This is a genomic window from Sphingomonas sp. (genome assembly GCF_031372575.1).
Classification (GTDB): domain Bacteria; phylum Pseudomonadota; class Alphaproteobacteria; order Sphingomonadales; family Sphingomonadaceae; genus Sphingomicrobium.
Genome location: NZ_JANMLM010000016.1, coordinates 1 through 19,874 on the forward strand (window position 1 = coordinate 1; position 19,874 = coordinate 19,874).

Consider the following 19,874-nt stretch of genomic DNA (forward strand, 5'->3'; position numbering starts at 1 on the left):
TGCCCCGACGCCGCCGACATGGGCGTGATGGAGCGCTTCAGCTGCAAGATGGCGATCGCGCCGACCGCGTCGATCAGCATCATCGCCGGCGGCACCTCGGCCTGCATCGAGCCGATCCCGGCCAATATCTACACCCACAAGACGCTGTCGGGCAGCTTCTCGATCAAGAACCCCTACCTCGAGAAACTGCTGTCGGAGAAATCGAAGAATAGCGAGGCGGTGTGGAATTCAATCCTCGAGCAGGGCGGCAGCGTGGCGCATCTCGACTTCCTCACCACCGAGGAAAAGGACGTGTACAAGACCAGCTTCGAGATCGACCAGCGCTGGCTGATCGAGCTCGCCGCCGATCGCACCCCGTTCATCGACCAGGCGACCAGCCTCAACCTGTTCATCCCCGCCGACGTCGACAAATGGGACCTGCTCATGCTCCACTTCCGCGCCTGGGAATTGGGCATCAAGTCGCTCTATTACCTCCGCTCCAAATCGGTCCAGCGGGCCGGGTTCGCGGGCGGGGTCGAGGCCGACAACACCGCCGAGCCAGCCAAGTACGAGCTTCCCACCACCGATTATGACGAATGCCTGGCGTGCCAGTGAAATGACCCTCGCCAATTTCATCATGCTCGGCATCGGCCTACTCGCCTTGGCGATCGGCACCGCCTTGCTCGCGCGGCGCGGCGGGAGTGAGGGGGGGCGAAACGCCCGCCGTATCGCCGGGACGATGGCACTGGCCCTCGGCGCGGTCCTGTCGATTTCCGCCTTCGCCCTGAAAGGGGTTCGTAACTGATGCGTACCTATCATCGCTGGCTGAGCGTGCTGTTCGGCATCTTCATCCTGTGGATTGCAGGGACCGGGCTGCTTAGCCACGCCGCTGCTTTGGTTCGCGACTCGCAGGGGCCCGCCGGCGTTGGCCCGACCGCCGCCGCGCAGATGGCCGCGGTCAAAGCGGCAGGCTTCGTCTGCCCCGAGACCATGACCTGCCGCGTCAAGCCCGACCCGGACAGCGCGTCGGCCTGGGTGAGCTATCTCCACCACCTCCACGCGGGTGAGGAGTTCGGCCTGACCGGAACGATCCTGTCGATCGCCTCGGGCTTTGCGCTCCTGTTTTTCGCCATCAGCGGCCTCTATATGTACGTCGTGATGTTCCGCCGCCGCGCCCGCCGCGCCAGCCATCCGCAGAGGATCTTCTGGTGAGACCTTTCGCCGCCCCCGCCCTCACTCTCTCGCCTTCAGGAGCCTGACCCATGTCCCTCACCGAAGCCCGCAAGCAGTATAAGCCGTTCGAATACCCCTGGGCGTTCGATTTCTGGAAGCGCCAGCAGCAGATCCACTGGATGCCCGAGGAGGTGCCACTGGGCGAGGATTGCCGCGACTGGGCGCAAAAGCTGACCGATCACGAGCGCAATCTGCTCACGCAAATCTTCCGCTTCTTCACCCAGGCCGATGTCGAGGTGCAGGATTGCTACCACGACAAATATGCCCGCGTGTTCAAGCCGACCGAGATCAAGATGATGCTCGCCGCCTTCAGCAACATGGAGACGGTGCACATCGCCGCCTACAGCCATTTGCTCGACACCATCGGCATGCCCGAGAGCGAATATGGCATGTTCCTCCAATATAAGGAGATGAAGGACAAGCACGATTACCTGTCGACCTTCGGCGTCGACAATGATCAGGATATCGCGCGCACCCTCGCCATGTTCGGCGGCTTTACCGAGGGGCTGCAGCTGTTCGCCAGCTTCGCCATGCTGATGAACTTCCCGCGCTTCAACAAGATGAAGGGCATGGGCCAGATCGTCAGCTGGAGCGTGCGCGACGAGAGCCTCCATTGCGAGGGCATCACCCGCCTGTTCCACGCCTTCGTCAAGGAACGCGATTGCCTGACCAAGGCGGTCCAGGACGACATCATCGACGCCTGCCAGAAGACGGTGCGGCTCGAGGATGCGTTCATCGACCTGGCGTTCGAGCAGGGCCCGGTCGAGGGAATGACCCCCAAGTCGATCAAGAAATACATCCGCTACATCGCCGATTGGCGCCTCGGCCAATTGGGCTTCAAGCCGATCTACATGATCGAGGAGCATCCCCTCCCGTGGCTCGCCCCAGTGCTCAACGGCGTCGAGCCCGCCATCTTCTTCGAACAACGCTCGACCGAATATTCCAAGGCCGCAACGCGCGGCAATTGGAACGAGGTGTGGGACAGCTTCGATCGCCGGCAGAAGGCCAAGGCGAGCGGGGATGTGGTCGAGGTCGAGGCGGATGCTGGCGAGGATATGTTCGCGCGGGCTGGTGTTGCGGCAGAGTGATCATTCGCGAGACTCCCGCTATGGCTGGCGAAGCGGCCTTAAAGGTCTCGGCGATGCGCAAGCGTCGCTGGAATTTCCGCGTGGGTGTGGCGGCGGAGTAAGATGGAAGACCCAGCTTTATTCAATGGCATCGTATACGGTCTGTCTCGATGTCCCCAATGCGGTGTCGCGAAACCGCTGATTTCTGCAGTGGTTAAGCCCGCAAAACATTTCGCAGACTCATTTTACACATATTGGCAGTTCACGGCTGAATGCTCAAAATGCCGTCGACACACTCTTTTCTACGGTCACACTGATGGGTCGGATCCTGAAGCGGAAAACGTCAAGATAAGCGAGACTTATCCTGAACTGCCAACGGTTGCAGAAGACTTGCCGGAAAGGGCAAAGCGATTCCTACAACAAGCGTTTGAATCAAAGCATGCGCCCGATGGTGTTGTAATGCTGGCGGCGAGCGCCATTGATGCCATGTTGAAGGACAAAGGCTATAAAGAGGGAGCTCTTTACAGCCGGATAGAAAAAGCCGCCGTCGACGGTACTTTAACAGAACAAATGAGGGATTGGGCACACGAAATTCGCCTGAACGCAAATGAGCCCCGTCATGCGGACGACGATTTTGACGGCTATTCATCGGCCGAAGCAACGCAAGTAATAGAATTTGCTAATGCTCTCGGGGAATATTTATTTGTGCTGCCTGCACGAGTACTAAAGTGGAAGTCCAAGACAACAGCTGATGAGTTATAGGATTACGCTGGAAGGAATGACGGTAGCAGTGCCCTAATTCTGCGCTTGAAATCCGAACCGTTGCCGATGCCACTCCAAATACCTGGGATGAGGCCGATGCGCTGCGGCAAACGGCCAATGCGCGCGGCGATCCGGACGGATCATTTTCTCAACGCCTTCCCGATCATTAATCTTATCACTTAAAAGAATATCGCCCGCTTCGCTCAACCCGATCAATCCTCGATCGAACATCCAGTGAATCGTGCCCGATAGCGCGATGCCGTTATTGATGGCATCCGGACCGCCGTCACCGACACCCATGATGTGGGCAGCTTCGGTTTCCAGGCGACCACCGCCGTTGACCAGCCGCATACCAGTAAGCGCGCAACGGCCATCATAAACGTGCAGAACTGCTCGCCGGAATTTGGCGTCGCGGACTTTGCGGCTGACCAGCATTGTCGCACGATCTACCGGTCCTTCGAAGGGCTGCTGCGCAGCCTCTCCGAGCATAGCCAGCATGGACTCGGGTTGGCCTACGCGAGGTAATTCGGGCTCAGCGTCCATCAGCCCGATCTCGACGATTCGGTTGAAGTCCGCATTATTTAGCGGTCGGATTGCCAGCTGCTTGCTGCCCTTGACGGTCCCATCATCGTTCAGCAATGCGCGTTCCATCGGCAACTTGTCTAAGCTGAATGGCACTGTCGTCCCGAAGTCGAGAAAGCTGCCTTGAGCAATCATCGCCAAATGCATGCCAGCGGTCACAAGATCGGGCACGATCTTGTCAACCTTAGCCACTGCGAAATAGCCTCGTCCGCCCGCCCGTCGTGGTTCGAGATAGACGATCCATTGTCCAACCATTCGCTGTGCCGCGAGAAGGTAGTTCGACGGAAAGCGATAGAAGTCTTTCGGCACGTCGCCGTAGATCGAATGTGACCCTGTGACGAACACGCCCTTCGTCACGCCGAGCGGCGCACTGGCCGCCGGCAACCCGGCGTACCGGTAAACGCCAGGACCGACGAATTCGAGCAATCCTTGATCGCGCAATTCCTGAAGCTCACGACTCAGCGTCTGCCATGGCGTCGCGCCGGTTGATCCGGTCGCTGCGATGATGGCGTTCATTTCTCCGTTTATCAGCGCTTGCCGACTAAATATGGTCGAACCAGTCCGCTGCACGTGCCGTCGGATCGCCGACGTCGCCGCATCGGACCAATTCGTGCCCACCAACTCTTGGATCTCCTGCTGCCTTTCGCCAGACTAGCGCAATGACCGATCCGAACAAGCGCATCGCAATCGTTTGCAGTTCGTGCGGCTCTGACAATGTCAGCCGCGACGCATGGGCGGTTTGGGATACGCGCGAACAACAGTGGGTGCTGCGCTGCGCTTTCGACTATGCCCACTGCCATAAGTGCGATGGCGAAACTCGTCTCGTCGAAGTGGAACTAAGAGAGACCGTCACCGAGTAAACCCGAACATAACCCCCTAAGCCCCGGTCGCCCTGGTCTCGACGTGGACCTCATAATCCTTCGCGGTCCAGCTGCCTGCGGCCATCAGCCCCAGGCTCGCAACCACGATCGCCAGTGCGAACACCACCACGCCGGTGATCACCATCCGCGTGTCGCGGCCCTCGATATCGGTGACGACCAGTTCTTTCTCGACCGGCACCGGATCACGCCGGATCGACACCCGCGCGCCGGTGCTCGCCAGATTGACGGACGGTTTCACAGGAGCGAGCGGACTGGCCATGACGGTGAAGCTACCGCACGAGGGTTATCATCTCCTTACCGCCGCGCGTTACGGGCAGTCGCCGATTCGTTGGCCGGTGATGGTGAAGTCGCCCGATGCCGCGTCGATGTAGGGGCCGCCGGGTTGTTCGTGATCGCCGTGAACCAGCGTTCCGCTCATGGCGAAGGCGTTGGTCGTGTGATGCCCGGTAAAGGCGAGCAGCATCGATCCCTCGCCCCGCTTGGCGCCGTCCATCCGGCACTTGCGGCCGCCGGCCAGGCGATTGCCGGTCAGCCGCTCCTCGGTCGCGATACAGCCCGGCCAGTCGGGAACCAGCCGCTGGAGCGGGTCAGCGGCGAAGTTTACCACATTGTCGGCGCTGAAGCAGATGTTGCCCTGGTCGCTTCGATCGTCGAGCGTTACCGACGCCTCGCCGACGATCTTGACCGCGTACAGCCCCGGCAACAGGTCGACCGGCGGCTCCTCCGCTGCGCCGGAACAGCCGGCCAGTGCAGTCATCGCCATCGCCACCACCAATGTCCGCATCATCGTTCCTCCATCCTCACCCGCACCAGCTGGTCTTGTGCCCCAGATAACGATGCGCCAGCCCGCTGGCCCGCATGTCCTCGGCGATCGACTGGCGGCTGCCGTCGGCGCGGTTGCGGCTGATCACGCGCAGGTCGCGGCCATAGCGATCGCGGCTGTCGTCGATCCGGCCGGTCATCATGAACGGCCCCTGGTTGAGCAACCGCATCAGCTCGACCGTCGCCGCCTCGCCCAGTCGCGCTTCCTCGGGGCAATTGGCGGGATGCGTCTCGGGCGCGTCGATCCCGACGATCCGCACCTTGCGCTGGCCAATCTTGAAGGTGTCGCCGTCGATCACGCAGGCATTTCCGCGCCCTGGACCGCATCGGGTGAAGTGGGCGTCGATCCGTTCGGGATTGGTCGACAAGAACGCGGGCGGCTCGATCAGCGCGGGATCGAGCGTCGGCCACAGCAGCCCGAGCAAAGCGGCGAGCCCCAGCGGCCGCGCCAGTTCGGCCGCGAAACTGCGCCGTCGCCGCGGTGCCAGCCAGTCATGGCGAAGCGCCCGCCGTCCGGCCCGGGTCCGCCTAATCGGCCTTGGCCTTCGCATCGCCTTTCCCGGCCTTCTTCTTCCCCTCGCCAATCGGGAAGTCGGCAATCGGCTTCAATCCGCCGAACCGTTCCGCGATCGGGTCATGGCCAAGCGGCGGCCAGTCGATCTTCTCGTCGGCAATCGCGGTGTCGGGCATCCGGTCGAGCAGGTCGCGTACCAGTGTCAGCCGGCCGCGTTTCTGGTCGTTGAAATTGACCAACGTCCACGGCGCGAACTTGGTGCTGGTCGCCTTGAGCATCGCTTCGCGCGCCGCCGTGTAATCGGCATATTTCTCCCGCGCGGACTGGTCGATCGGTGACAATTTCCAGCGCTTCAGCGGATCGTCGACCCGCTCGGCGAAACGCTCCTCCTGCTGGTCCTGGTCGCAGGTCAGCCAATATTTAAACAGCAATATCCCGTCGTGCACCAATTGCTGTTCGAACAACGGCGCCTGCTTCAAAAAGTCCGCGACCTGGGCGTCGGTAGCGAAGCCCATCACTTTTTCGACCCCGGCGCGATTATACCAGCTGCGGTCGAACAACGTGATTTCGCCCTTGCCCGGCAAATGACAGGCGTAGCGCTGGAAATACCATTGGCCTTTTTCGACATCGCTCGGCTTGGACAAAGCGACGATCTTGCACTGGCGCGGATTGAGCTTGGCCGCGACCGCCTGGATCGCGCCGCCCTTGCCCGCCGTGTCGCGGCCCTCGAAGATCACGCAGATCCGCTGACCCGTGGCCGCCGCCCAGCGCGCCATCGCCACCAGCTCGGCCTGCATCGGCTCGAGCAACTTGTCATATTTCTTGCGCTTGAGTGTCGCCATCGCCGCCTCCATCTTCGGACGGCGTAGCGACTCTCCGGCGGGCCCGCTAGCTGCCCGCTTCTTCTTCCTCGAACGTCACCGCGACATCGGCATTGGCCGACAGCCGCACTTGGTCGCCCTCGACCGTCGCGATCAACCCTTGCGAGATATAGTGGTGATGCCCTTCGTGACTGCCCTCGCCGCTGTCCTTCTTGGTCAGCTTGATGCGGTCCCCGTCCATATGATCGACGGTCCCGACATGGACGCCGTCGGCGCCGATGACTTCCATATGCTCCTTGATCTGGCTCAGGTCGGTCATTGCATCTTCTCCTTCTTGATCACTCGCCCAGCCAAACGCGTCGGGAGCGCATAAGGATGCACCGCTTCTTAACCTCCGCGCCATATGCCGTGCCTCATCGAATCAATGCGTATGGGGGTTGTGATGAAGTATCTGTTGCTGGCGGGGGCCTTTCTGGGCGTGATTGGCTATGCCTGGATGAGCAGTGGCGATCCCAACGTCTATCCGATGTCGCAAGCTGATGTTTATGCGAAGCTGCGCGCCGCGCCGATCCAGAAGGGCAATAATGGCGTGTTCGGCAACCTCGAGGCCTCGGTCAGCGGAAACGGCGATTCCAAGGTCTATTGGAACGCCGGCGGCACCTTCTCGTCGAATCACTGCGAGGCCGAGATTGCACCCGAGGGTGCCAGCAAGAGTCGAATCATGGCATTCTGCGAAGGCGGCGGGGCCAGCGATGGTGCCGCAGCAGGGATGCTGATGGGGATGCATCGCCGCGCATTGATCGAGCATATCGACGCCGCGCTCAACGACCGCCCGTTCGACAAGCGCCTGGCGCTCGGCGGGACTGCTGCACGCTGGCCGTCGGATGCCCGCCAGCCTGACGGCAGCTATGGCACGATGGTCGGCGAAGCGCTCAAGATGGAACGCGACATGAGCAAGATGCAGCGAGATTCGGCCAAGGATACGAACGGTCAGGATGCTCAGGACCTGACCGCCGCGACCCGATATCAATCGACCAGGCCAATGGTTGACCTGTCGCGCTGAGGCGCGTGAGGGGATTCAGCGGGGGGATTGGCACGGATCAATGATGCGAAGCGCTTTTTTCCGCCAAAAATGAGTCGAATTGCGCAATCATGCGTTACCCCCCGCATGACCCATCCTGCGATCCGCCCGATGATTCGTGGTGCCTGGTATCTGCCCAATCGGCAGCAGCTTGATCTGCTGTTCGGCAGCGGTCGTCATTATCGTTATTCCAACGTCCCCGCCGACCTTGCCCGGCGCTTTGCCAATGCGATGTCGAAGGGCCGGTTTTACAATGAAGAAATCCGCGGCCGCTTTGCCTGCATCCAGCTCGATGCGGAATTGGCCGAAGTCGCTTAAGCGCGACCGCCGCTTTCCTGTCGCCCTATCCCGCACGATGAACGGCTTGCCGCGCGAAATTTCATCGCCGGTTCACCTGTTTGCTGGTAATCCGGCGGCTCAAGGAGTGACGAACATGAAACGCGTTGTGATTCTGATCGGTGTTGGTGCGGTGATGGTAGCTGGCTTGGCCGGCGCTGCAATCGCGCAGCAGGCCAGCGGCACAGCCACGCCGAGCACGTTCAAATATGAGCTCCAGGGCAATAAGCGCGTCGACCGCCCGGACTCGCGTACGGTCGCTGCCGACGGCACGATCCGTGAGGAATATAAGAGCGGCAATTGCACCAAGATCAAGGAAACCCGCCCCGATGGGGCGGTCAAAACCACGCAGAAGTGCGACTGATTTTCGCTAACGCGCCCGCGGGAACTTAACCCGCGGGCGTCCCCGCTTTGGCGCCGTCCTTGATCACGCAGGCTGGCAAGCCGACCTTCGCGACATCGGCACACAGCCGAATCTGGACAGTTTCGTCGGCACCGATGAATAATGCCCATTCTCGGCTGCGTTTGAATTTGTCCTCGCACGCCGCCGTCCAATAGGACATATTCTTATACTCGCCGACGAAGCCCGATTTGGTCACGCGGCGGCATTCATTGCCTGAGGCATAAATGGCCCGCTTGAGCGCGATCGCCCGATTCAGATCGTCGAGCTGGTGCATTCTGTCCTGCCCCGCCGAACGAACGCTGATCTTCGTGGTTGGCGCTGGCGGCGCGCTCGATCTCTGGTCGCAGGCGGCCAGCGTCACAATCAGCAGTAGCCCTGAAATATGGCGCATCGTCACTCTCCTCGTCACCGATAACGTCCGGTGCATGCAAGAGGCTTCCTAGCCCGCAACGCGCCGCGTGCGAAGCCGTGCCGCGAGGATTCCGGCTGACGTTCCCTCGCTCAAGGCAACGAAAATCGTGTCATCCCCGGCAATTGTCCCCGCGACCCCGTCGATCGCCGCCGCATCGAGTGCATTGGCGACAAGATTGGCCGACCCTGGCGGAGTCTTGATCACCACCAGGTGCTCGGCCTCGATGATGTCGGTCACCCACTCGGCGAGCAGCCGGTCGAGCATGGCCGCGCCGTGGCCGCTGTCGACCTCGTTGGGCGGGACGTAGCGGATTGCCCCGTCGCGCCGCACCTTGACCGCCTTCAACTCGTCGAGATCGCGGCTGACCGTTGCCTGGGTCGCGGCGATTCCGGCCAGCCCGAGCCGCGCCACCAGTTCCTCCTGACTGCCGACCTTATGCTCGCGCAGCCAATAGCCGATCATCTGCTGGCGCTGGCTCTTGGCAGTCATTGCTGTTCGTCGCAGATCTTGGTGCCGATGCCTTCGTCCGTGAACAGTTCGACCAGGATCGAATGTTCGACCCGACCGTCAAGCATGTGCGCGGCATTGACCCCGCCCTCGATTGCCTCGGCACAAGCAGTCAGTTTGGGGATCATCCCGCCAGTAACCCCCGACTGGTTGATTTGCGCGCGGGCTTCGGTCGCGGACAGCAGGCTGATGACGCTGGTCGAATCGTCGGGGTCGGCGAGCAATCCGGGAGTGCCAGTCAGGTAAATCAGCTTTTCTGCGCCCATCGCAATCGCGATCGCGCGCGCGGCATCGTCGGCGTTGATATTGTACGGCTGGCCGCTGGCATCGGCGCCGATGGTCGACACCACCGGGATCAGCCCGTCGTCGAGGAAGTCGTGAAGCAAGGCGCCGCGCACCGCCACGACCTTGCCGACGAAGCCGAGCCGGGGGTCGATCGCCTCGGCCTCGAGCAGCCGCGCATCCTCGCCCGCGACCCCGACCGCGACCGGCTCAAGCGCGTTGATCGCGGACACCAGTTGACGGTTGGTCTTGCCGACCAGCACCATGCGGACGATATCGAGCGCGGCTTCGTCGGTGACGCGCAGCCCGTCGATCCGCTCGACGGCGATTCCCGCCCGCGCCATTTCGACATCGATCTGGGGGCCGCCGCCATGGACCAGAACCGGCCGGATCCCGACCGAATGGAGCAACAAGATGTCCTTCGCCAGGCTGCGCATTCGCGCCGGGTCGGTCATCGGCAGCCCGCCGACCTTGACCACCACTACCTTGCCGGTGAAGCGGCGGATGTACGGCAGCGCCTCGATCAGCAGCCGCGCGGTAACGTTTGGGGCCATCGTCATGAGGTTTCCGCATTTTCCTTGATGTAGCCGGGGCCAAGGTCGACCGAGACAGCGCGGCCGCTTCCGGTGCCAAGCCCGAGCTCGATCAAAATGTCGATTTCGTCGCCCTTCATATGCGCCATCACAGCGGCAGCATCATTGGGGATCTCAACCCCCGCCTCGGCCACCTTGATCCCGCCATAACTGACCGCGCTGGTCTCTGTGTCGAACGCGATCCCGCACGATCCCGCTTCCGCCAGCAGCCGCCCCCAATAGGCGTCGGCGCCATACCAGCTGCACTTGATCAGCTGGTTGTTGCCGATCGCCCGCGCTGCCTTGCGCGCCTCGGCATCGCTTGCTGCACCCGTGACGCGGATCACGACCAATTTGGTCATCCCTTCGGCATCGCGTGCCATCTGCAGCATCAGTTCCTCGCACACCTGCCGCACGTCATCCTCGAACTGGGCAAGGTCCGCTGGGCGGCCCATGCGGCCACTGGCGAACAGCATCACCGTGTCGTTGGTCGAGGTCGCGCCATCGGTGATCAGGCTGTTGAAGGTCGCATCGGCGGCACGGAACAGGATCGGCTGGAGCTCGGCCGGAGATAGCGCAGCGTCGGTGGTGAGGAAGGCGAGCATCGTCGCCATGTTCGGGGCGAGCATGCCGCAGCCCTTGGCCATCCCGCCGACCGCATAGTCATCGCGCACCACCTGCGCCTCCTTGGGCCGGGTATCGGTGGTGAGGATGCCCTTGGCCGCGTCGCGATGGCCGCCGATGCTGAGCGTATCGCCCAGCGTCGGAATCCCGCCGAGTATCTTGCGCATCGGCAGGCGGTAGCCGATCAGCCCGGTCGAGCAGACCAGCATGGCTTGCGGCGCGCAACCGACCGCCGCCGCCGCCGCGTCGCACATCTCCTCCGCGTCGGAGCGGCCCTTGGCGCCGGTCCCGGCATTGGCATTGCCCGAATTGACGATCACCCCCGACGCCATTCCGCCCAACGAGGCGAGCCGATCGATGCACGCTTCAACCGGCGGCGCGCGGAATTTGTTCTGAGTGAAGACGGCGGCGGTGGGGACGGGCTGGCCATCGTCAGTGGCGAGCAACGCCATGTCGCGGCGGCCGGGTTTGATGCCCGCTGCGACGCCCGCCGCGACGAAGCCTTTGGCGATGGTCACGCTCATGGGTAGATTCCGATATTGGACAGGCCCGAAGCCTCCTCGAGGCCGAGCATCAAATTGGCGCATTGGACCATCTGGCCGGCGGCGCCCTTGCCGAGATTGTCAATCGCGGTAAGGGCAACGACCGTCCCCGTGCGCTCATCAAACCGGGCCGAAACGAAGGCCGCGTTGGAGCCTGCCGCCCACTTGGTTTCGGGCAGTTTTTCACCGACATGGACGAACGGTTCGGCGGCATAGGCTTCGCGCAAGATCGCGAGCGGATCGGCGCTGCCGATCGCCTTGGCGTAGCAGGTCGCGAGGATACCGCGGCTGGTCGGCATGAGGTGCGGGCTGAACAACACTTGCCCGCCCGAGACCAGCTCCATTTCCGCCGTGTGGCGGTGGCGGGTCAGGCCATAGGCTTTGAAACTGCCGTCGACCGTGCAAAATTGCGTGCCGTGGTTGAGCAACCGTCCAGCGCCGCTAACCCCCGATGCGGCATCGACGATGATCCCCTTGGTCTCGATCGCGCCGGCGTCGATCAATGGCTTGAGCGCGAGATTGGCGGCGGTCGGGTAGCAGCCCGCCGCGGCGACGCGCTTTGAGGTCTTGATGTCGTCGCGATAGAATTCGGGCAGGCCGTAAGTGAAGCTGCCGAGCAGATCGGGGCGCTGGTGCGGCTCGCCATACCAGGCCTCGAAGTCGGCAGCGCTGTCGAGCCTAAAGTCGGCCCCGAGATCGACGATTGGAATGCCGGGCGCAAGCAGATCGTCCGCCAGCCGCTGCGTTTCGCCATGCGGCAGCGCGGCGAGGATAAAGTCCGCATCAGCGAGCAAGGCCGGATCCCACGCGGCGTGAACCAGATCAGGATAAGCCAGTGCTAAATGCGGATGAACCTCGGCCACGCGCTTGCCCGCCGCCGACGCACCGAACGCAACCGCCACCCCCATCTCGGGATGCGCATGGAGGAGGCGGAGCAATTCGCCCCCGACATAACCGGAGGAACCAAGGATCGCGATACGAATCATGCACACTATATGCAGATTAGTGCATAGTTATGCAAGATATTGAATGTCGATCTTGGCCGCTGCCTGTTCGGCGCGCTCGATGGCTTGATCGATGCTTTCGCCCAAGGCTAACGCCACCCCCATACGGCGGTTCCGCAGCGTGACGGGTTTGGCGAACAGGCGGATGTCCGCACCATCTTCGAGCGCCGCCGCGACGCCGGTGAACGCGAAATCGCTGCTTTCCCGATCGGCGAGGATCACGGCGGAGGCTGACGGCCCGTGCTGGGTAATGGCGGGAATCGGCAGGCCAAGGATCGCGCGGAGGTGGAGTTCGAATTCATTGGGGTTCTGGCCGATCAGGGTGACCATGCCGGTGTCATGCGGGCGCGGGGAGAGTTCGGAGAATATCGCCTGATCGCCCGCAACAAAGAATTCGACCCCGAACAGCCCGTGCCCGCCAAGCGCGCCGACCACCTTGGCCGCCTGGTCCTGCGCGGATTTCAGCACTGCCGGATCCATCGGCGCGGGCTGCCAGCTGGTGCGGTAGTCGCCGCCTTCCTGCCGGTGGCCGATCGGCGGGCAGAACAATATTCCGTCCTTGGTCGCAACGGTCAGCAGGGTGATTTCATAATCGAAGTCGATGAATGCCTCGACGATCACGCGGGGGCGGTCGCCGCGCATGTTGGCGACGGCATAGTCGAACGCGGTGGCGAGCTCGGCCTCGGTCCGCGCTACGCTCTGGCCCTTGCCGCTCGACGACATCACTGGCTTGACCACCGCGGGCAGGCCGACCCCCGCCGCAATCGCTTCCTCCCGCGTTTCGGCGAAAATGTAGCGCGAGGTGGTCAGGCCCAGTTCCTGCGCTGCGAAATCGCGGATCCCATCGCGGTTCATGGTCAGCTGCACCGCCTTGGCCGACGGGACGACGTGCCAGCCCTCCCCTTCGAGCATTGCCAGCATCGCGGTGTCGATCGCCTCAATCTCGGGAACGACATAATCGGGCTTATGCTTCTCGACCGCTGCCCGAAGCGCCGTGCCGTCGAGCATCGAAAATACTTCGCGCGCATCGGCGACCTGCATTGCCGGGGCGTCGTCATAGCGGTCGCAGGCGATCACCCGGCAGCCGAGCCGCTTGGCGGCAATCGCGAATTCGCGGCCGAGTTCGCCAGATCCGAGCAGCATGAGGGTAGCGAGATACATGCAAAGCCGCTTACACTCGGGCCAAAGGAGATGTCGATGCGTCACTTGTTGCTCGCCGCCGCCGCGCTTGCGTTGATCTCGGCCGCGCCGTCACCGCCGCCCAAATATGCCACCCCGCCGAGCGTGCTCGCCGAGTCAAAGCCAAATGAATGGCAGGCGATCCCCGCCGACGATTTGATGGTGATCGACCTGAAGAATGGGCGCCGGATCGTCGTTCAGCTCGCCCCATTGTTTGCGCCAGTTCATGCTGCGAACATCCGCGCGCTGGCGACCTCGGGCTATTGGCAGGGCGCCGCAATCTATCGCGTGCAGGACAATTATGTCGCGCAATGGGGCAATAATGACGGCGAGCGGCCGATCCCTGCTAGCGTGGTGAAGAAGCCCCCGGCTGAATATGAGCGGCGGCTCGCTGGCCTCAAGATCGTGCCGTTGGGATCGTCAGACGCTTATGCGCCCAAGGTTGGCTATACCGCTGGCTGGCCGGTGGCGTACGACCCCAAGGCCGGGACCGCCAACCTGCCGCATTGCTACGCATCGGTTGGCGTCGGCCGCGACCTGTCACCCGATACCGGGATGGGCGGCGAATTATATGCCGCGATCGGCCATGCCCCGCGCTCGCTCGACCGAGTGATCGCGGTGGTCGGCCGCGTGGTCAGCGGTGTCGATGTGCTGGCGAGTTTGCCGCGCGGGACCGAGGCGCTGGGATTTTACAAGGAACGCAGCTCAGACGTGCCGATCGCCAACGTGCGGCTGGCATCGCAATTGCCCGACCCTGAGCGCCCCAAATTCGAATATCTGCGCGAAACCAGCGCCAGTTTCGCGCGCTGGCTGAACGTCAAAAAGAACCGGCGGGATGAATTTTACATTCATCCCGCCGGGGGAGTGGATCTGTGCAATGCGCCGGTGCCAGTCAGGGCGTCGGCGAAATAAAGGCTAAGCGGCCCAGGCCGGGTTTTCGTTGTTGCGGTTGCGATGCTTGATGATCGCCGGTGCACTGTGGGAACGCATGCTGGCCTCGGCGAGCGGAAGCGCGGTGGTGCAGAACGCACATTCCGCCGACATCCGGCCGATGATCCAGTGGGTCCGGCCGCAGCCGGGGCAATGATTGACTTGCTGTTCGCGGTACACCGCATGATAGCCACGACCCTTGGGGTCATGACGCATCTGCAGGTCGCTCAGGCTCGGTATGCTCGACATCATCTTTCCTCTCGAGCCAATTAAACACCCCAACCAGCGCTTTGTTTCATGCGTTCCGAATCGAGACTGAGAAAGTGTTGCGATAATGTTACGATTGGAACCGATGGTTCACGGATCGGACAATTGGCGCTTTTTCGCCGATGCCTTGAAAGAGGATCAGCCTTGCGAGCCGATCCCGTCGATCGAAACGGCTTCCGAAAATTCGGCGCCGAGCCGGTCGCCGGCGGTCCAGCGTACGATCGCGCTGGCCCGATCGCGCCCGGGAAGGATCAGCCAGATCCGCGAACCGACTTCGAAATCGCCCGACGATTCCGCCATGAACCCGGTGTCGGAGATGTTGACGACCCTGGCTTCGGTGCCTTCGCTGCCAAGCTCTCGCACCTTGGCGTCGAGCTCGACCTCGATCCGCGCCGAGCGTCGCCGGTCGGCAGGGTCGGAAGCATCGACGATTCGTGCAGTGATGTCCGAGCCCCTCATTCCTGGTCCAGGGTCAAATCCAGCGGATTGGAAAAATTGATCCCAACGCGTCCGTCGCGTGACCAGCGAACCTGCCCCCTCACTGCCCCGTGGTCAAGCAAGTGAAGCGTGACGTCATCGCCATCGACAAGCGTACCCTGAAAGCCGAGCATCGCGCCGGACTGCGACAGATCGACCAGCCGGACGACGTGGCGGCGGCCGCCATGGTCGAGCATCGCGGTCTGCGACGTGGCGATCGACCGCGGCTCCTCGCGCTCGTCAAGCAATCGCCGCAGCCCCTCGCCGAGCAGGCTTCGTTTCGAGGCTGGGGATTCGTCCACTGGGCTACCTTTCGCTCGGCTAGCTAACAGATGGATGTTAAGGCGCGGTTGGCAATCGATTTTTTCTTGGGGCTGCGCTTTTGCCGCCACTGGCCGCGCCCGTTCATCTTTTGTATGTTGCGGCGTCGGCATAAGATGAGGTCGACAGGCCGAACATGGGAAGAACCGACGTGACGAAATTTGCAACATCCGCGGGACATTGGACATCCTTGATGCTGGTCGCGGCGGCGATTTTGCCGATGCAGATGGCGAGCGCGCAGGTCGCGCCGGCCGATCCGATGGCCCCGCTGCCCGACGCCAAGGCTGCGCCCGTGGTCGTTCCGCCGGTCGTCCCGGTGCCCGCGCCGCCGCCGCCCTTGTGGCAGATCGGCGATGTGCGCGCCCTCCAGGCTTATGTTGCGACGATCGGCAGCGAGGGCCTCGATCCGCGCGACTATGACAGCGCCGGGCTCGATGCCGCGCTGCGGTCAGGCGACCCGGTCATCATGTCGGCCGCCGCGACCGATCGCTTCAACAAGGTCGCTTCCGATCTCGCGCTCGGTCATGTTCGCGGCAAGGATCGCCAGGACTGGCACGTCACCGATGCCGATCTGACCCCCGAGGCGAGCGCCTTGCTGCTCGCCAGCGCGCTGCAGCGCCACGACGTGGTCGGCTCGCTCCGCAGCCTGCTTCCGACGCACCAGCAATATGCCTTCCTGCGGGCCGCATTGGCCAAGGCGAACAAGGCCGACGCCGCCAACTATGACCGGATCCGGCTCAACATGGATCGCTGGCGGTGGCTGCCGCGTGACCTGGGCAACAAATATATCATCGTCAACGTGCCGTCATTCTACGCCACGTTGGTCGAAAATGGCGCCACGCGGTGGAAGCATCGCGCGATTGCCGGGGCGGTCAAGACCAAGACCCCGCAGCTGACGGTGCAGGCGACCGGGGTGATCCTCAATCCGTGGTGGGAAGTGCCGCCGAGCATCACGCGCGAAGTCGCCGGCAAGAAGGGCTATGTCGCGGTCAAGGGCAAGGACGGCAAGGTCCAGCGCTGGCGCCAGCCGCCGGGACCGTCAAATGCGCTCGGCAAGGTCAAGTTCGTGATGCAGAACGGGCAGAATATCTACCTCCACGACACTAATGCGCGGAGCCGCTTCAACAGCCAGCTGCGCGCGCTCAGTCACGGCTGCATCCGGACCGAGAATATCATGGACCTGGCCAAGGAATTGCTCGGCGACGATGCCGGCGAGTGGACCCCCGAGAAAGTCGACGAGACCGTCGCCAGCGGCAAATCGGTGATGGCCAAGTTCGTCAAGCCGCTGCCGGTCTATATCGTCTATTTCAGCGCCGCCGCGCTCAATGACGGGAAGATCGTGCCCTACGCCGATCTGTACGGCCGCGACGCCAAGGTGATTGCAGCGCTCAACGATTATGGCGTGGTGAAGCCGAAAGTGCTGGTGAAGCCGAAGCCGATGCAGACAGCGTCGCGGTAATTACGCTAATTTTTCCGCGTAGATCATGCGGCCGCCGCCGAGGCGGTGCATCACCTGCCATTGGCTGGCGCGGCTGAAGGCGAAGCAGCCTTGCGACCGGCCCAGCTTGCCATGTGCGGCAACGGCGTCATCCTCCGCATACCAGGCATTGTGGATCACGATCGCGCGGCTGTTGGCATTATTGTTGGTCCAGTCGAGCCCGTCGACCTTCATCGACAGGCCGTACTTGCCTTCATAGGTGTCGGCAGTGACGTACGTCCCGTTCGAGGTCGCGTGGCTTCCGAAATCGTTCGAGAAATGCTCGACGAAGCCTGAGTGATCGGGGTCCGACCCGCTGCCATGCGCAACGCGGAAGCTGTCCGCCTGCCCGGTGGCGAGGTTGATCACGTGGAACCGCGGCTGCGCCGACGGCAGCGAGAAGTCGACCACGCCGATCGTGTCGCGATAGCGAATCGACGCGCCGTGGGTGACCATCGCCGCCTTGGCGCGCTGGAACAGCAAGGGATTGATCCCGGCCGGTGCAACCACCGGCGCAGCGGCGGGAAACGGGTCGCGGGTGATCGGCGGGAGCACCATGTTGGTCAGCGGAATCCCGACCGAACTGGCGGCCGAGGAGATCAACAGACCCCCTGCACCAGCCGCTCCAAGCCGCAACATTTCCCGACGATCCAAGGCTTAACCCTCCCAAAAAACGAACGATCTCTTTACCAGTCAGCGGGTTAACCGCCGATAACCGAAATCGCGTTTAGCCGATGCTGACCGCAAGTTCGGCTCGACTCGTCGCGATGGCGGCTTAATCGCCTGTCTTGAAAAGCCACCGACACTCCGCTAGGGGCACCGCAACGCTGCGGGCCTACGCTTCGCGGCGCACGTCATTTTATGCTTGTACGCGCCGCTTTTCGAATCGACGCGCTTTGGATCACCGGCATCGCCCGGAAATGGAGTTGGACGGCCTTTATGCAAATCATCGTTCGCGACAATAATGTCGACCAGGCGCTGCGGGCGCTCAAGAAGAAGCTGCAGCGCGAAGGCGTCTATCGCGAGATGAAACTGCGCCGTCATTACGAGAAGCCGTCGGAAAAGCGCGCCCGCGAACGCGCCGCTGCCATCCGCCGCGCCCGCAAGCTCGAGCGCAAGCGCGTCGAGCGCGAAGGCGCTCGCTAGGTCCCTCTCCTCCTCCGGTTGAGGATTGCACGATGTCGGCCACCCAGGTCCCGTTACGCCCGCTTAAAGCCGGCTCGATGTTCAAGCTGTGGCTGGGCATTGCGCTGCTGATTGCGGCTGCGGTGGCACTGGCGTGGATCGGTGCCGGATTGATGCGTGGTGAGACCACGGCCACGGGCGTGATGATCCGCACCATCGAAGCGGGCAAGGGCGATCCGATCAAAGCCAATGACGGTGCACTGGTCGACTATGAAGGCCGACTGATGGACGGCACCGTGTTCGATTCGAGCAAGGGTCGCGGTCCTGCGGGGATGATCCCCGGACAGGTCATTCCCGGGTTCGGCGAAGCGCTTCAGAAAATGCAGGAAGGCGGATCGTACCGGATCCGCATCCCCGCCGCCCTCGCTTATGGCGCGGCCGGTGCCGGCGACGGCAAGATTCCGCCCAATAGCGACATCGAATTTGACGTGACGATCAAGCAGGTCGTCCGCGACGCCGCGTTGATGATGCCGCCGCCGGGGGCAGAGCCCCAGGGCCAGGCACCGCAGGGCGACGTCCCGCAGCCCGAGCAGCCCGGCCTTTAGGCGTTGTCCGACTTGCGCTTGGAAAATTCCTCGAGCGCGATCTTGGCCGAAGCGACCATCGGGTCGGCCAGCAACAATCCCAACAGCCCGAACAGCGCACCGAAGATGAGTTGCGCCGCCAGCACCAGTGCAGGGGCGAGATCGACCGTGCGCCGGGCGACGTAGGGCACGATCACATAGCCATCGATCGTCTGAACGACCAGATAGGTGGCGATCGCCCACAGCCCGGCGTCAGTCCCGGCGGAAAAGCCGACCGCGACCATCAGCAACCCCGAGACGATCGCGCCGATGTTGGGAATGAAGGCGAGCAACCCGGTGAGCAAGCCGAGTAGGGCCGCCATCGGCACGCCACCAGCAAGCAGCATCAGCCAGGTGCCAACCCCTTCCACCACCATTCCGATAATCCGCCCGAACATCAACCGCCGCAGCGTGAACCCGACCTTGTTCGATAGATCGTAAAAGCCGTGACGGCGGGCAGTTGGAAGCATCCACGCCACGCCACGGTCGTACAATTTGGGCTCGATCGCGACGAAGATACCGATCACCAACACCATCAGGATCGAGCTGACCGCACCGGCTGCCGTGCTGAGCGCAGTGGTCAGTCGACCGACCCCGCCGAGCATTTGGCTGCCGACCTGCGACAAGTCGCCTTGCGGCATCAATCCGCTCTGCCGCAAATAACCCATCAGGCGTTCGCTTTGCGCGGTTACCACCGAGCGCAATTCTTCCGCCTGGCCGGCCAGCGTGGTTCCGGCGTAAAAGAAGGTCCAGCCGATGAACGCGAAGCCCGCGAGCGTGACAATCGCCAGCCGCCAGCCGCGACCGATCGGTAGCACCCGCCCGAGGAGGCGCGTTCCCCCGTCAAGGATTACCGCAAATACCAGCCCGCCAATGATCAGCATGATCGGCTGGGCAAGCACGATCGCACCGACGATCATCAGCGCCATGCCGAGCCAGATGGCGGCGCGCTTAACCTCGGCGATCATCTTGGCGTCGTGGAACTCGGTCGGCCCCGGCTGCTCGACGTGAGCCTCGCCCGTAACGGCCTTTTTACGCGGCGTGCGGGTGC

At 62.8% G+C, this 19,874-nt stretch carries 29 protein-coding genes and 1 pseudogene; 13 read left to right on the plus strand and 17 right to left on the minus strand.

The window, feature by feature from the left end:
* From RMN73_RS00995 to RMN73_RS01015, 5 genes and pseudogenes are all read left to right on the plus strand, one after another.
* A pseudogene (locus RMN73_RS00995) lies at positions 1 to 594 on the plus strand (ribonucleotide-diphosphate reductase subunit alpha); the annotation flags it as partial.
* 1 nt (position 595) lies between these two features.
* Positions 596 to 784 (plus strand): hypothetical protein, encoded by a 189-nt coding sequence (locus RMN73_RS01000; protein ID WP_309601455.1) that lies wholly within the window; start codon positions 596 to 598, stop codon positions 782 to 784.
* A complete protein-coding gene (locus RMN73_RS01005) occupies positions 784 to 1,191 on the plus strand; it encodes a PepSY domain-containing protein (protein ID WP_309601456.1) in 408 nt (135 codons plus the stop codon). Before RMN73_RS01000 ends, RMN73_RS01005 begins: the two co-directional genes overlap by 1 nt.
* Before the next feature lie 50 nt (positions 1,192 to 1,241).
* A complete protein-coding gene (locus RMN73_RS01010; protein ID WP_309601457.1) occupies positions 1,242 to 2,300 on the plus strand; it encodes a ribonucleotide-diphosphate reductase subunit beta in 1,059 nt (352 codons plus the stop codon).
* Positions 2,301 to 2,402: 102 nt separating this feature from the next.
* Positions 2,403 to 3,041 carry a DUF4145 domain-containing protein gene (locus RMN73_RS01015; RefSeq protein WP_309601458.1) on the plus strand — a complete coding sequence of 213 codons (639 nt, stop codon included), beginning with the start codon at positions 2,403 to 2,405 and terminating at the stop codon, positions 3,039 to 3,041.
* 33 nt (positions 3,042 to 3,074) lie between these two features.
* Here the strand turns inward: RMN73_RS01015 and RMN73_RS01020 are convergent, their stop codons facing one another.
* Entirely contained in the window at positions 3,075 to 4,139 is a 1,065-nt protein-coding gene (locus RMN73_RS01020) for an HNH endonuclease (protein ID WP_309601459.1), read from the minus strand.
* A 143-nt stretch (positions 4,140 to 4,282) separates the two neighbouring features.
* Here RMN73_RS01020 and RMN73_RS01025 point away from each other — a divergent pair, with 143 nt between their 5' ends.
* Positions 4,283 to 4,483, plus strand: coding sequence for a hypothetical protein (locus RMN73_RS01025; RefSeq protein ID WP_309601460.1), 201 nt, complete (start codon positions 4,283 to 4,285; stop codon positions 4,481 to 4,483).
* Between the two features lie 16 nt (positions 4,484 to 4,499).
* On the opposite strand, the gene RMN73_RS01030 is transcribed toward RMN73_RS01025, so the two are convergent.
* The 5 genes from RMN73_RS01030 to RMN73_RS01050 all read right to left on the minus strand — a co-directional run bounded on the left by RMN73_RS01030 (position 4,500) and on the right by RMN73_RS01050 (position 6,980).
* A complete protein-coding gene (locus RMN73_RS01030) occupies positions 4,500 to 4,742 on the minus strand; it encodes a hypothetical protein (protein ID WP_309601461.1) in 243 nt (80 codons plus the stop codon).
* 69 nt (positions 4,743 to 4,811) lie between these two features.
* Positions 4,812 to 5,291, minus strand: coding sequence for a hypothetical protein (locus RMN73_RS01035; protein ID WP_309601462.1), 480 nt, complete (start codon positions 5,289 to 5,291; stop codon positions 4,812 to 4,814).
* 13 nt (positions 5,292 to 5,304) lie between these two features.
* Positions 5,305 to 5,877, minus strand: coding sequence for a thermonuclease family protein (locus tag RMN73_RS01040; RefSeq protein WP_309601463.1), 573 nt, complete (start codon positions 5,875 to 5,877; stop codon positions 5,305 to 5,307).
* Complete coding sequence (gene ppk2 / locus RMN73_RS01045) at positions 5,855 to 6,682, minus strand: polyphosphate kinase 2 (RefSeq protein ID WP_309601464.1); 828 nt, start codon at positions 6,680 to 6,682, stop codon at positions 5,855 to 5,857. Before ppk2 ends, RMN73_RS01040 begins: the two co-directional genes overlap by 23 nt.
* A gap of 46 nt (positions 6,683 to 6,728) precedes the next feature.
* On the minus strand, positions 6,729 to 6,980 hold the full coding sequence (locus tag RMN73_RS01050) for a DUF2171 domain-containing protein (protein ID WP_309601465.1): 252 nt from the start codon (positions 6,978 to 6,980) through the stop codon (positions 6,729 to 6,731).
* Positions 6,981 to 7,085: 105 nt separating this feature from the next.
* Between RMN73_RS01050 and RMN73_RS01055 the strand changes: the two genes are divergently transcribed.
* The 3 genes from RMN73_RS01055 (at position 7,086) to RMN73_RS01065 (ending at position 8,442) form a co-directional block, all read left to right on the plus strand.
* Positions 7,086 to 7,724, plus strand: a complete 639-nt coding sequence (locus RMN73_RS01055) for a hypothetical protein (protein ID WP_309601466.1) — start codon at positions 7,086 to 7,088, stop codon at positions 7,722 to 7,724.
* A gap of 105 nt (positions 7,725 to 7,829) precedes the next feature.
* Positions 7,830 to 8,060 carry a KTSC domain-containing protein gene (locus RMN73_RS01060; protein WP_309601467.1) on the plus strand — a complete coding sequence of 77 codons (231 nt, stop codon included), beginning with the start codon at positions 7,830 to 7,832 and terminating at the stop codon, positions 8,058 to 8,060.
* A 115-nt stretch (positions 8,061 to 8,175) separates the two neighbouring features.
* On the plus strand, positions 8,176 to 8,442 hold the full coding sequence (locus tag RMN73_RS01065) for a hypothetical protein (RefSeq protein WP_309601468.1): 267 nt from the start codon (positions 8,176 to 8,178) through the stop codon (positions 8,440 to 8,442).
* A 25-nt stretch (positions 8,443 to 8,467) separates the two neighbouring features.
* On the opposite strand, the gene RMN73_RS01070 is transcribed toward RMN73_RS01065, so the two are convergent.
* The 6 genes from RMN73_RS01070 to purT are packed head-to-tail and all read right to left on the minus strand — an operon-like array spanning position 8,468 to position 13,585.
* Positions 8,468 to 8,872, minus strand: a complete 405-nt coding sequence (locus RMN73_RS01070; RefSeq protein WP_309601469.1) for a hypothetical protein — start codon at positions 8,870 to 8,872, stop codon at positions 8,468 to 8,470.
* A gap of 48 nt (positions 8,873 to 8,920) precedes the next feature.
* Positions 8,921 to 9,382: an arginine repressor gene (gene argR, locus RMN73_RS01075; RefSeq protein WP_309601470.1), complete on the minus strand. Its 462-nt coding sequence runs from the start codon at positions 9,380 to 9,382 to the stop codon at positions 8,921 to 8,923.
* Complete coding sequence (gene argB, locus RMN73_RS01080; protein ID WP_309601471.1) at positions 9,379 to 10,242, minus strand: acetylglutamate kinase; 864 nt, start codon at positions 10,240 to 10,242, stop codon at positions 9,379 to 9,381. Before argB ends, argR begins: the two co-directional genes overlap by 4 nt.
* On the minus strand, positions 10,239 to 11,402 hold the full coding sequence (argJ, locus tag RMN73_RS01085) for a bifunctional glutamate N-acetyltransferase/amino-acid acetyltransferase ArgJ (protein ID WP_309601472.1): 1,164 nt from the start codon (positions 11,400 to 11,402) through the stop codon (positions 10,239 to 10,241). Before argJ ends, argB begins: the two co-directional genes overlap by 4 nt.
* Positions 11,399 to 12,406 (minus strand): N-acetyl-gamma-glutamyl-phosphate reductase, encoded by a 1,008-nt coding sequence (gene argC / locus RMN73_RS01090; RefSeq protein WP_309601473.1) that lies wholly within the window; start codon positions 12,404 to 12,406, stop codon positions 11,399 to 11,401. Before argC ends, argJ begins: the two co-directional genes overlap by 4 nt.
* A 27-nt stretch (positions 12,407 to 12,433) precedes the next feature.
* Positions 12,434 to 13,585 (minus strand): formate-dependent phosphoribosylglycinamide formyltransferase, encoded by a 1,152-nt coding sequence (gene purT, locus RMN73_RS01095; RefSeq protein WP_309601474.1) that lies wholly within the window; start codon positions 13,583 to 13,585, stop codon positions 12,434 to 12,436.
* 36 nt (positions 13,586 to 13,621) lie between these two features.
* Here purT and RMN73_RS01100 point away from each other — a divergent pair, with 36 nt between their 5' ends.
* Complete coding sequence (locus tag RMN73_RS01100) at positions 13,622 to 14,515, plus strand: peptidylprolyl isomerase (RefSeq protein ID WP_309601475.1); 894 nt, start codon at positions 13,622 to 13,624, stop codon at positions 14,513 to 14,515.
* 3 nt (positions 14,516 to 14,518) lie between these two features.
* Here the strand turns inward: RMN73_RS01100 and RMN73_RS01105 are convergent, their stop codons facing one another.
* The 3 genes from RMN73_RS01105 to RMN73_RS01115 form a co-directional block, all read right to left on the minus strand.
* Positions 14,519 to 14,782, minus strand: a complete 264-nt coding sequence (locus RMN73_RS01105) for a hypothetical protein (protein ID WP_309601476.1) — start codon at positions 14,780 to 14,782, stop codon at positions 14,519 to 14,521.
* A gap of 156 nt (positions 14,783 to 14,938) precedes the next feature.
* A complete protein-coding gene (locus RMN73_RS01110; protein WP_309601477.1) occupies positions 14,939 to 15,259 on the minus strand; it encodes a PilZ domain-containing protein in 321 nt (106 codons plus the stop codon).
* Positions 15,256 to 15,579 carry a PilZ domain-containing protein gene (locus RMN73_RS01115; protein ID WP_309601478.1) on the minus strand — a complete coding sequence of 108 codons (324 nt, stop codon included), beginning with the start codon at positions 15,577 to 15,579 and terminating at the stop codon, positions 15,256 to 15,258. Before RMN73_RS01115 ends, RMN73_RS01110 begins: the two co-directional genes overlap by 4 nt.
* A 212-nt stretch (positions 15,580 to 15,791) precedes the next feature.
* Here RMN73_RS01115 and RMN73_RS01120 point away from each other — a divergent pair, with 212 nt between their 5' ends.
* The gene (locus RMN73_RS01120) at positions 15,792 to 17,057 is read left to right on the plus strand and encodes a L,D-transpeptidase family protein (RefSeq protein ID WP_309601479.1); all 1,266 of its coding nucleotides are present in this window, start codon (positions 15,792 to 15,794) and stop codon (positions 17,055 to 17,057) included.
* Here the strand turns inward: RMN73_RS01120 and RMN73_RS01125 are convergent, their stop codons facing one another.
* Positions 17,058 to 17,678, minus strand: a complete 621-nt coding sequence (locus tag RMN73_RS01125; RefSeq protein WP_309601480.1) for a murein L,D-transpeptidase catalytic domain family protein — start codon at positions 17,676 to 17,678, stop codon at positions 17,058 to 17,060.
* 336 nt (positions 17,679 to 18,014) lie between these two features.
* Here RMN73_RS01125 and rpsU point away from each other — a divergent pair, with 336 nt between their 5' ends.
* Complete coding sequence (gene rpsU, locus RMN73_RS01130; protein ID WP_294007032.1) at positions 18,015 to 18,221, plus strand: 30S ribosomal protein S21; 207 nt, start codon at positions 18,015 to 18,017, stop codon at positions 18,219 to 18,221.
* A 32-nt stretch (positions 18,222 to 18,253) separates the two neighbouring features.
* Positions 18,254 to 18,805, plus strand: coding sequence for an FKBP-type peptidyl-prolyl cis-trans isomerase (locus RMN73_RS01135; RefSeq protein ID WP_309601481.1), 552 nt, complete (start codon positions 18,254 to 18,256; stop codon positions 18,803 to 18,805).
* On the opposite strand, the gene RMN73_RS01140 is transcribed toward RMN73_RS01135, so the two are convergent.
* Entirely contained in the window at positions 18,802 to 19,791 is a 990-nt protein-coding gene (locus tag RMN73_RS01140; protein WP_309601559.1) for an AI-2E family transporter, read from the minus strand. The two genes, RMN73_RS01135 and RMN73_RS01140, sit on opposite strands and share 4 nt — an antisense overlap.
* Between the last annotated feature and the right edge of the window lie 83 nt (positions 19,792 to 19,874).